Annotated in this window: 9 protein-coding genes; 3 read left to right on the top strand and 6 right to left on the bottom strand. The window is 75.6% G+C overall.

From position 1 onward, the window contains the following. Positions 1 to 125 precede the first annotated feature (125 nt). From ACFXGA_RS32855 to ACFXGA_RS32830, 6 genes are all read right to left on the bottom strand, one after another. On the bottom strand, positions 126 to 1,628 hold the full coding sequence (locus ACFXGA_RS32855; protein WP_378094735.1) for a cellulose binding domain-containing protein: 1,503 nt from the start codon (positions 1,626 to 1,628) through the stop codon (positions 126 to 128). 148 nt (positions 1,629 to 1,776) lie between these two features. Further along, entirely contained in the window at positions 1,777 to 2,679 is a 903-nt protein-coding gene (locus ACFXGA_RS32850) for a sugar kinase (protein WP_378094733.1), read from the bottom strand. Then, on the bottom strand, positions 2,679 to 3,287 hold the full coding sequence (locus ACFXGA_RS32845) for a bifunctional 4-hydroxy-2-oxoglutarate aldolase/2-dehydro-3-deoxy-phosphogluconate aldolase (protein ID WP_378094731.1): 609 nt from the start codon (positions 3,285 to 3,287) through the stop codon (positions 2,679 to 2,681). The genes ACFXGA_RS32850 and ACFXGA_RS32845 overlap by 1 nt, the downstream gene beginning before the upstream one ends. A gap of 20 nt (positions 3,288 to 3,307) precedes the next feature. After that, positions 3,308 to 4,453, bottom strand: a complete 1,146-nt coding sequence (gene dgoD, locus ACFXGA_RS32840; protein WP_378094729.1) for a galactonate dehydratase — start codon at positions 4,451 to 4,453, stop codon at positions 3,308 to 3,310. 27 nt (positions 4,454 to 4,480) lie between these two features. Continuing rightward, positions 4,481 to 5,251 carry an SDR family NAD(P)-dependent oxidoreductase gene (locus tag ACFXGA_RS32835; RefSeq protein ID WP_378094727.1) on the bottom strand — a complete coding sequence of 257 codons (771 nt, stop codon included), beginning with the start codon at positions 5,249 to 5,251 and terminating at the stop codon, positions 4,481 to 4,483. Positions 5,252 to 5,516: 265 nt separating this feature from the next. Then, positions 5,517 to 6,227 (bottom strand): FadR/GntR family transcriptional regulator, encoded by a 711-nt coding sequence (locus tag ACFXGA_RS32830; protein WP_378094725.1) that lies wholly within the window; start codon positions 6,225 to 6,227, stop codon positions 5,517 to 5,519. A gap of 129 nt (positions 6,228 to 6,356) precedes the next feature. Between ACFXGA_RS32830 and ACFXGA_RS32825 the strand changes: the two genes are divergently transcribed. The 3 genes from ACFXGA_RS32825 (at position 6,357) to ACFXGA_RS32815 (ending at position 10,930) form a co-directional block, all read left to right on the top strand. Then, positions 6,357 to 8,678 (top strand): beta-galactosidase, encoded by a 2,322-nt coding sequence (locus ACFXGA_RS32825; RefSeq protein ID WP_378094723.1) that lies wholly within the window; start codon positions 6,357 to 6,359, stop codon positions 8,676 to 8,678. 56 nt (positions 8,679 to 8,734) lie between these two features. Beyond that, the gene (locus ACFXGA_RS32820) at positions 8,735 to 9,976 is read left to right on the top strand and encodes a cellulase-like family protein (RefSeq protein ID WP_378094721.1); all 1,242 of its coding nucleotides are present in this window, start codon (positions 8,735 to 8,737) and stop codon (positions 9,974 to 9,976) included. A 291-nt stretch (positions 9,977 to 10,267) separates the two neighbouring features. Then, entirely contained in the window at positions 10,268 to 10,930 is a 663-nt protein-coding gene (locus ACFXGA_RS32815; protein WP_378094718.1) for a DUF4097 family beta strand repeat-containing protein, read from the top strand. Positions 10,931 to 11,034 lie beyond the last annotated feature (104 nt).

Raw genomic sequence — 11,034 nt, 5'->3', positions numbered from 1 at the left:
ATCCACCGGCTTATCGCGTCGCTACACCTCCCCCGCGGCGGGGGGGGTCCTTTTCTCGCCCCCCCCCCGCCGGGCGCCCCGCCCCGGGGGCCGAAACGCCGGGGTCACGCCGCCGGGCGGTGTCGTCACCAGTTCAGCCGGAGCCCGTTCACGTAGCTGGTGAGCAGGCCCGCGATGATCCCGTCGTCGCGCAGCGAGTAGTGCCAGTCGCAGCCGAGCAGGTCCAGCGTCGGGTCGTCGTAGTACCAGTAGCGGACGTTGGCGTCGCCGCGCTGGTTGCGCTCCTGCACGACCTGCTGGGCGGCCTGGGGGAACGCCGTGTTGCCGGAGTAGGCGCTGGCGCTGACCACGATCGTCGTCCCGCTGCCGTACCGGGCGCGCAGCTTGTCCAGGAAGCCCTGGTAGGCGGTCTTGTAGGCGCTGACCAGGCCGGCGGGCGTCCACGGCTCGCCCGCGTTGATGGGCGTGGAGAAGTCGTTGGTGCCCAGGTTGACCACGACGAGCTGCGGCTTCCAGGTGCCGGGGTTCTGCCACACGTCGCCCGCGACGTGCTGCAACGCCCGGTCGTAGGTGGTGCGGAAGTCGGTGCCCGGGTCGCCGCCGTTGTAGTTGCGGACCATGCCCCGGCCGGACTGGGCGGTGACCTGGTAGTCGGCGTTCAACGCGCGGGCCGCCTGGGCGGCGAAACCGAGGTCGGCGTTGGAGTTGCGGTTGACGCCGCCGTTGGCCGAGCAGTCGCGCGTGGTGGACATGTTGCCGTAGCCCGCGGTCAGGGAGTCGCCGATGAACTCGATCTGCCGGGTGCGGGCGGCGGGCTTGGCCAGGACCTCGCCGCCGGGGGCCGCGGTGAAGCCGCCGAACTCGCCCGCGCCCCAGGGGCTCTCGGTGCGCTTGACCAGCCGGACGGTGTGCTCGGCGTTGGCGAGGTTGTTGACCCAGTGGGTGGTGCGGCCCGGCGTCACCAGGGTCGCCACCGTCCTGCCGTCGACCTGGACGTCGTAGTCGTTGTTGGGGTCGTTGAGCACGATCCCGACGCCGGTGCCGCGGAAGCGGCCCTCGAAGTAGATGCCCGGCCAGGTGTACTGCACCGCGCCCGAGGTGGTCTTGACCCGGCCGACCGTGTGCACGCGGGCCAACACGCCGTCGACCGGCGGCTGCGAGGTCGTCGTCGTGGTGGTCGTGGTGGTGGTCGTTGTCGTGGTGGTGGTCGTGCCCGTGCAGAGGGTGCCGTTGAGCGCGAAGTCCGTGGGCACGGGGTTGGTCGAGTTGTTCCACGAGCCGTTGAAGCCGAACGCGGTGGACGCGCCGGTGGCCAGCGCCCCGTTCCAGCTCGCGTTGGCCACCGCGACCTGCGCGCCGGACTGGGTGGCGGTGCCGCCCCACGCCTGGGTGACCTGCTGGCCGGCGGCGAACGACCACGTCAGCTTCCAGCTCGTGACCGGGTCGCCGAGGTTGGTGACGTTGACGTTCGCGGTGAAGCCGCCTTGCCACTGGCTGCCGACCTGGTAGGTGACCCGGCAGCCGGCGGCGGCCTGCGCGGGCAGGGACGTGAGGCCGGCCGCGGCCGCGGCGGCGACCACGGCCACGACGAGTCCGCTGTGGACTTTTCTCGACCTGCTCGAGGACATGGGCACCGCCATCTGCGCTGATGGCCGGCCGGGAGGTCCGACCGGGGGACGACAGGGGTTCTGGGAGCGTTCCCAGGCCGACTGTAGCCAAGAGTTTGCGCAACGTGAAGTTCCTCCACCCCGGACCGTCTCGACTGGTCCGAGCGGTTCAGCGCAGCGTCGTGCCGGGCGGCAGGCCCAGCAGCGGCAGTTCGGCCTGGGTCGGCAGCCCTTCCCAGTCGCCGACCGCCTGCACCGCGAACGCGGCCGTCGTGGTGCCCCTGGCCAGCCGTTCCGCCGGCGGCAGCCGGTCGAGCAGGCCGGACAGGTAGCCCGCGGTGAACGCGTCGCCCGCGCCCACCGGGTCGACCGCGTCCACCCGGTGGGCGGGCGCGCTCCACGTGCCGTCGCGGGTGCGGACCCGCGCACCGTCGCGGCCCAGCTTGGTGACCACCTCGCCGGTCAGGTCGTCGCCGCCCACCAGCGCGATCTCGTCCGGCGACCCGATCACGACCGACGCCCGCAGGGCGAGCGGCCGCAGCACGCGGGACGCCTCGTCGGCCGACCACAGCAGGCTCCGGTGGTTGACGTCCAGCGACACCAGGCCGCCCGCGGCACGGACCGCGTCGACGGCGGCGCGCACGGCGGCCAGCGGGCCCGCGCCCAGGGCGGGCGTGATGCCGGTGACGTGCAGCAGCCGGGTCCCGCCCGCGAGACCGGCCACGGCGTCGGCCGCGCTCAGGCGCGACCCCGCCGAGCCGGCGCGGTGGTAGAGGACGCGGGTGACGTCCGGGGTGCGCCGTTCGAACAGGATCAACCCGGTGGGCGCGGTGGGGTCGCGGACGACCGCCGAGGTGTCCACGCCTTCGGCGCGCAGCGTGCGCACGACGAGTTCGCCGGGTTCGTCCGCGCCGACGCGGCCGACCCACCGGGCGGCGTGGCCCAGCCGGACCAGGCCGATGGCCACCGTGCTCTCCGCGCCGGCGACCGAGGTCGTGGCGGACCCGCCCAGGCGCCAGGGCCCGGTGCTGCGCAGCGACATCATGGTCTCGCCGAGCACGATCGCGTCCATCACGGGCGACCCGCCTCCCGCAGGAACGACCGGGCGCGCTCCGCCAGCCCGGCCGGGTCGCCGCCGGTGAGGGGCGCGCCGACGCCGACCGCCACCGCGCCCGCGTCCAGGTACCGCCGCACGTCCCCGACGCCGATGCCGCCCACCGGCACCAGCGGGACGTCCGGGAACGGCGCGCGCAGCGCGGCGACGTGACCGGGCCCGAGCGAGGACGCCGGGAACACCTTGACGGCCGCGGCCCCCGCGCGGTGCGCGGCGAGGACCTCCGAGGGCGTGAGCGCGCCCGCCAGGACCGGCAGGCCCAGCTCGACCGAGGCGTGCACGCCCTCGCCCAGGGCCGGGGTCACGGCGAAGGTCGCGCCCGCGTCCCGCGCCGACCGGGCGTCGTCGGCGGTGAGGACCGTGCCCGCGCCGACGTGCACGCCGGGGCCGACGCCCGCGGCCACGCGTTCGATGACGCGCAGCGCGTCGGCGGAGGTGAGGGACACCTCCAGCAACGCGATGCCGTGGTCCACGAGCACCGCGGCGGCGCGTTCGCACGCCGCCGGGTCGTCGCCGCGGATGATGGCCAGCAGCCGGTGCGCGCGCAGCGCCTCGATCAGTCGCACGTCGTCGTCCCCGTTCCTCGTCACCACTCCGCGAAGGACCCGTCGTCGTGCCGCCACACCGGCGGCCGCCAGCGGTGCCCGACCGCGTCCGCGCGGCGGACCGCGTCCTCGTCCACCCGGATGCCCAACCCCGGCGCGTCCCAGCGGCGGATCGCCCCGTCGTGGAAGGTGAACGGGTCGCGGTCGAGCACGTAGTCGAGCAGTTCCGCGCCCTGGTTGTAGTGGATGCCGATGCTCTGCTCCTGGATCAGGAAGTTCGGCGTGGCGAAGGCGACCTGGAGGCTCGCGGCGAGCGCGATGGGGCCCAGCGGGCAGTGCGGCGCGAGCAGCGCGTCGTGCGCCTCGGCCAGGGAGGCGATGCGGCGGACCTCGGAGATGCCGCCCGCGTGGGACAGGTCCGGCTGGACGACGGCGACCCCGGCGCGCAGGGCGGGCAGGAAGTCGGCCCGCGAGTACAGGCGCTCGCCGCACGCGATGGGCACCGGCCCGGCCCGCACGACGTCGGCGAGCCGGTCGTGGTGCTCGGGCAGCACGGGTTCCTCCACGAACAGCGGGTGCAGGGGCGCGATCTCGGGCAGCACGCGAAGGGCCGCGGCGGTGGTGAACCGGCCGTGGAAGTCCACGGCGACATCGCGGTCGTCGCCGACGGCCTCGCGCACGGCGGCCAGCCGCGCGACGACGGCGGCGGTCCCGGCGCGGGTGGGGACGGGCGCCATCCGGCCGCCGGCGTTGACCTTCACGGCGGTCAGCCCGGCCGCGACCTGCGCGGCGGCGGCGTCGGCCACCTCCGCCGGCTCGTCGCCGCCGATCCAGCCGTAGACGCGGACCCGGTCGCGCACCGCTCCCCCGAGCAGCCGGTGCACGGGCACGCCCAGGGACTTGCCCAGGATGTCCCACAGCGCCTGGTCGATGCCGGCGGCGGCGCTGGAGAGCACGGGACCGCCGCGGTAGAAGGCGGCCTTGGTGGTGAGCTGCCACAGGTCCTCGATGCGGCCGGGGTCCGCGCCGACGAGCAGGTCGGACAGCTCCGCCACGGCGGCGCGCACGGTGTCGGCGCGCCCCTCCACGACGGGTTCGCCCCACCCGGTGATGCCCTCGTCCGTGCCGACGCGGCAGAACAGCCAGCGGGGCGGGACGAGGAAGGTCTCGACCTCGGTGATCTTCACGCGCGCTCCGTTCGGGTCGGGTGCCGGTCAGGACGAGGTCTTGTAGACGCTCCAACCGCCGTCCACGGGCACGCACGCGCCGGTCACGAAGGAGGCGTCGTCGCCGACCAGGAAGGCGATGACGGCGGCCACCTCCTCCGGGCGGCCCAGGCGGCGCACGACGGTCTGCTCGGCGCTGGCGCGGCGGTCGTCCTCGCCGATGTCGTCCCAGGCGGCGGTGAGCACCGGTCCGGGCAGCACGGCGTTGACGCGCAGCTCGGTGCCGTACTCGGCGGCCAGCTGGCGGGTCAGGCCGGTGAGCCCGGCCTTGGTGGCGGCGTAGGCGGCACGGCCGGGCAGGCCCATGAGGGCGTGCACGGAGGAGGTCAGCACCACCGCGCCCCGCCGGTCCCGCCGCAGGTCCGGCAGGCACTCGCGGACGCCGAGGAACGCGCCGGTGAGGTTGACCGCGACCTGCCGGTCCCAGGACCGCGTGCTGGTCTCGTGCGCGGGCCGCACGTCGACCACGTAGGCGTTGCCGACCAGCACGTCGACCGGTCCCAGCTCGGCGCGGCACGCGCGCACGGCCCGCGCCCAGTCGTCCTCGGAGCTGACGTCGCAGCGCACCGCGACGGCCCGCCCTCCGCCCGCCACGACGTCCGCCGCCGTCGCGTCCACCTCGGGGGAGACGTCCAACAGGGCCACGGCCGCGCCGTCGCGGGCCAGCCGGCGCGCGGTCGCCGCCCCGATCCCCCGCGCCGCGCCGGTGACCACGGCGACGCGTCCGGCGAGCGGCCCGGTCACCGCTGCCCCGCCCACGCGATCACCACGCCCGCCACCGCAACCCGCCCCACCGGCCGCCCGATCACCACGCCGGTCCCCCGCGCCGCCCCCTCGCAACGCCCGCCGGTCACCCCGGCACGCCCCGCGGGCGGCCCGGTCACCGGCGCTCCGCCGGTCGGCACGACCACACGCCCCACCCGCCCGGTCACCGGCGCTCCACCAGTCGGCACGACCACACGCCCCACCCGCCCGGTCACCGGCGCTCCACCAGTCGGCACGACCACACGCCCCACCCGCCCGGTCACCGGCGCTCCGCCGGAGCGGCCACGGTGTCGAGGTCCGCCAGCGCCTTGGCCAGCAGGTCCAGCATGGCCAGTTCGGCGCGGGCGGCGTCGCCGGCGCGCACGGCGTCCAGGACCGCGCGGTGGCTCGGCACCGGGTCGTCCACGCCGGTGTGGGCGTGGACCAGGCGGTCGCGGGCGCGCAGGCCGGGTTCGAGCAGCAGGTCCATCCGCGCGAACAGCTCGTTGCCCGTGGCGGCGAGCAGTGCCCGGTGGAACGCGACGTCGGCCTCCGCCGCCGCGACCGCGTCCCCGCCCGCCTCGGCCATCGCGCGCAGCGCCGCGTCCAGCGCCGCCAGGTCCGCCTCGGTGCGACGCCCGGCGGCCCGGTGCGCGACCGCGGGCTCGATCACCGACCGCAGGTCCGCCAGGTCGCGCAGCACGCGCGCGGCGTCGCCGCCGTCGATGCGCCAGTCGATCACGTCGGCGTCGAGCAGGTCCCACGCCGACCGCGGCCGGACGAAGGTGCCGCGCTTCTGCCGGGCGTCCACCAGGCCCTTGCCGGTCAGCACCTTCAACGCCTCGCGCAGCACGGTCAGGCTGACGTCCAGCTCCTCGCCCAGCTCCCGCAGGTCCAGCACGTCGCCGGGCGCGTACCGCCCGCCCACGATGCGCGAGCCGAGGTCGTGCACGACCTGGTAGTGCACGCCGCGACCGGTGTAGCGCGCCATGGTGCTCCCTCCCGGCGGTGGTCGGCCACCAGCGTAGCAAGTAGTCATTATTTATGAATAATCCTTGACACCGGTGTGGGGCGTGCCCACGATGAACCCGCCGCCGACCGCCGGAGTCCAGGAGCGCCCATGCTCTCGCTGCACGCTCACGACCCCGTCCCGCCGCCGACCGGCCACCTGCCGATGGGCACCGCCCTCGACGACCCGCGGCCGGTCGGCGTGGACGGCCGCGCGCTCAGCCGCGACGGGCGGCCGTGGTTGCCCGTGATGGGCGAGTTCCACTTCAGCCGCTTCCCCGACGCGCTGTGGCGGCGGGAACTGCTGCTGATGAGGGCGGGCGGGATCGACCTCGTCGCCACCTACCTGTTCTGGAACCACCACGAGGAGGTCCGCGGCCGGTGGCGGTTCGACGGCGACCGGGACGTGCGGCGCTTCGTCGCGCTGTGCGGCGAGCTGGGCCTGGCCGTCTCGCTGCGGATCGGCCCGTGGTCGCACGGCGAGTGCCGCAACGGCGGGTTCCCCGACTGGCTGTCCGACGTGGACTGCGTGCCGCGCACCGACGACCCGGCCTACCTGGCGCCGGTGCGGTCCTACTACGGCGCGATCGCCGAACGGCTCGCCGGCTCGTGGTGGGCCGACGGCGGCCCGGTCGTCGCGGTGCAGGTGGAGAACGAGCTGTACGACCGGCCCGACCACCTGGCCACGCTGCGCGCCCTGGCGCGGGAGGTCGGCATCGACGCTCCACTGTGGACGGCGACGGGGTGGGGCGCGACCCGGCTGCCGCCGGACGTGGTGCTCCCGGTCTACGGCGGCTACCCCGAGGCGTTCTGGGAGGACGCCTCCGACGGGTGGGCCCGCGAGGCGCGCCGCCACTACTTCCCCACCCCGATCCGCGACGACCACGCGATCGGCGCCGACCTGCGCGCCACCGCGCCGGCGGCCGGCGGTCCCGACGACACGCGCCACCCCTACGCGACGTGCGAGCTGGGCGGCGGGATGGCCATCGCCTACCACCGCCGCCCGCTCGTCCCGGCGGCGGACGTGTCGGCCCTGGCGCTGACCAAGCTCGCGAGCGGGTCGGTGTGGCAGGGCTACTACCTCTACCACGGCTGCTCGCAGCGCCTCGACCTGGCGACGCCGAACCAGGAGTCGCACGCCACCGGCTACCCCAACGACCTGCCGGTGGTCGACTACGACTTCCAGGCCCCGCTGGGCGCGTACGGGCAGGTGCGGCCCTCGTTCGCCGCGCTGCGGCTCCAGCACCTGTTCCTGCGCGACAACGGCGCGGAGCTGGCGCGGGCCGGGGCGCACTTCCCCGACGTGCGCCCGCCGGGCCTGGACGACCGGGCGGTGCCGCGCTGGTCGGTGCGGTGGGGCGGGGCCGGCGCGTTCCTGTTCGTAAACAACCACCAGCCGCACGAGCCGTTGCCCGACCACCACGACGTGCGCTTCGAGGTCGTGCTCGGCGACCGGACCGTGCGGCTGCCCGACGAGGGCGTGACCGTGCCTTCCGGGGCCCACTTCGCCTGGCCGATCGGTTACCGCGTCGGCTCCGTGGAGCTGGCGTGGGCCTGCGCGACGCCGGTCGCGCGGCCGGCGTGGGACGGCGTGCCCACAGCCGTGTTCGTCGCCACCGCCGGCATCACCCCGCGGTTCGCGTTCCCGGTCGGCACGCGGGTGGACGGCGCGCGGATCGACGACCAGGGCGTCGTCACCGTCGCGGCTCCCGGACCCGACGCCGTGGTCACGGCCACCGCGCCGGACGGCGCGACGGCACGGCTGCTCGTGCTGGACGAGGCGAGCGGGTCGCGGTTGCAGCGGCTGACCGTGGCCGGCGTGGACACGGTGGTGTTGTGCGACGAGCCGGTGGTGGTCGACGGTGACTCGGCGTGGGTGGAGACGACGCGGAACCACCTCGACGTGTCGTTCCTGCCCGCGCCCGACCGGGTCACCGGCGAACCGCACGGCGAGTTCCGCCGGGTCCGCCTCACCGCGGACGGCACCCGGCACGAACCGGTGGTGCGCGCGGAGCGCGTAGGAGCGAAGGCCCCACCCGCCCGGACGGGCGGTCCGAGGCGGCGGGCGTCCGCGCCCCTGGACGAGGACTTCGAGCACGCCGCGGTCTTCCACGTCGAGGTGCCCGCCGAGGCCCTTCGCGGTGACGACGAGGTGCTGCTCGTGCTCGGCTACACCGGTGACGTGGCCCGCGCCCACGTCGGCGGCCGGCTCGTGGCCGACCACTTCTGGCACGGCCCGGAGTGGGAGATCGGCCTGCGCCGGTTCGCCGACGAGGTCGCGGCCGACGGCGTCGAGATCCGGGTGCTGCCGCGCCCGGCGGGCAGCGCGGTGTACGTCGACCCGGCGGTGCGCCGGCGGTACGAGGCCGCCCCGGGCACCGCCTCCCTCGACTCGGCCCGCCTGGTCCGCCGCACCCGGGTGGAGCTGTGGTGAGCGCGCGGCCGTCTCCCCTGCGCGGCGGGTTGGGCGGCACTGTGGGGGGTGGGGGCATGAAGCCGGCGCGGTTGACGATCACGTTGTGGGACTTCAGCTGGTACACCCGTTCCGGGTCCGGTGAGCCGTTCGAGGACCTGGACCTCCGCTTCGCCGAGGCGGTGCACCGCGGCTACAACACCGTGCGGATCTGCGCGATGCCGCTGCTGCTGTTCCGGTCCGGTGTGGACACCTCCGCCGTGCGGTTCGGCCCGTTGGGCGGCGGGTACGGCGAGCGGGTCCGGTGGTACGACGTGCGCGCCGAGACCACGGTGGACGTCCGGGAACGGCTGCTGGAGCTGTTCCGGGCCGCGCGGCGGCACGACTGCTTCGTCATCCTGTCCAGCTGGGAGTACCAGCAGAGCCCGTCGTTCGCCCTCGACCCGGCCTGGCACGAGGCCGTGCGGTCGATCGACCCGGAGGAGCGCGCGACGGCGCTGGCCGACGCGTTGGCCGACCTGGTGGACCTGCTGGTGGAGCACGGGCTGGACGACCGGGTGGTGTTCACCGAGCTGCACAACGAGGTGCAGGTGGGCGGGCTCGCGGAAGGGCTGGCCGGTGACCCGGTGGTGGCGCTGCGGCCACGGCTGGAACGCGGCCTGGCGCGGTTCAGGCGACGCCACCCCGACCGGATGGTCGCGGTGGACTACGCGACGGTGCCGGTCGGCTCGATGCGCGGCGTGCCGCGCACCGCGGACGTGGTGGTGTTCCACCCCTACGTGCACGGCGTGCTGGACGAACTGCTCGACGTGTTCGCGCTGCGCGACCCGGGGCGGCCGTTCCCGCAGGAACGCGCGCGCCGCGAGCTGCTGCGCCCGGACGCGCCCGACCTGGCCGACTGGTCGCCGCCGCCGGACCGGCGATGGCGGCCGGCCGCGACCGTGGTCGGCGCGCGGGAGGTGTACGTGCACGACTGGTGCGACCCGGACAAGTGGGACGCCTGGCTCTACGACCGCTACGCCACCCACCGGATCGCCATGCGGCAGCGGCTCACCACCTGGATCGCCGCCGCGGCCGACTGGGCCGCCGAAACGGGCGTGCCGCTGGTGTTCGGCGAGGGCTGGGTCGGCTACACGCCGCTGCACGCCGGCTTCGAGGAGGGCTCGGTGGGCGCGTCCTTCTGCCGGCTGGCGGCCACCGAGGCGGCACGCGTCGGCGCGTGGGGCTCGGTCGTGTGCTCCAACGCCGCGCCGCACCACCCGATGTGGGCGGACATCGCGCTGCAGCGCGAGTGCAACGACCTCCTCTGGGGCCGCTGACCGGGTCCTGGTCCCGTTCGTCGCGCGATCGACTCGTGCGCCGCGACCACCGGGACGCGGGCCGCGGTCGAGCAGCCGGGTGAAGCCGGTCGGCGCGCTGCGCCCGTTGCGCAGCGGGATCCGGTCCGCCGCCGAGACCACCACGAGCACCCGCGTCGCTCCACACCACCGAGGTCACGCGTCCCCCTGCGCCGTGTCAGAGGCCGTGTCAGCGCCGTGGCCGGTCGGTGTCAGGGCCGCCCGTGATCGTTGATCCCGTCAGCCACGGACCGACGACCACGGGAGAGCACGATGCGCACGTTCGACACCCCCGCCCCCATCTCCACCGTCCTGGACGTCCCCGCCGGGCACGTCCGCCTCATCGCCGACGACCGGGCCGACACGGCGGTCCAGGTGCGGCCCGCGGACGCCGCCAAGGGTCGTGACGTGCAGGCCGCGGCGCGGACCGCGGTCGAGTACGGCGACGGCGTCCTGCGGATCACGGCTCCGGCGAAGACCCAGGTCCTCGGCCCCTCCGGGTTCGTGGAGGTGGAGGTCCGGCTGCCCGCGGGCTCCCACGTCGAGGTGAGGGCGGCCGGCGTGGACTTCCGGGGCGTCGGGCGGCTCGGCGACGTCGCGGTCGAGGGCGCGCACGCGTCGGTCGAGGTCGAGGAGGCCGGGAGCGTCCGCCTCACCACCCGGAGCGGTGACGTCGCCGTCGGCCGCCTCACCGGCTCCGCGGAGATCAGCACCGGCAAGGGCGACATCCGGATCGCCGAGGCCGTGAGCGGCACGGTGGTGCTGCGCACCCTGGCCGGCGACGTGTCGGTCGACGCCGCGGCCGGCGTGTCCGCCTCCCTCGACGCGGGCACCGGTCACGGCCGGATCCGGAACACGCTCCGCAACACCGGCACCGCCGACCTGAGCATCCACGCCACCACGAGCCACGGCGACATCGTCGCCCGCGGCCGTTGACACCCGCGACCCGGCCGGGGGGGGGGGCCGCGCCGGGGCGCCCGGCGCCCCGGGTCAGCACCTCGCGGCGCAGCCGGTCCAGCAACAGCCGGGCGGCCACGAAC

The organism is Actinosynnema sp. NPDC059335 (assembly GCF_042752395.1).
In the GTDB taxonomy this organism is placed as follows: domain Bacteria; phylum Actinomycetota; class Actinomycetes; order Mycobacteriales; family Pseudonocardiaceae; genus Actinosynnema.
The sequence above is the reverse complement of the archived record's forward strand: the minus strand, read 5'-3'. Positions and strand labels throughout refer to the sequence as shown.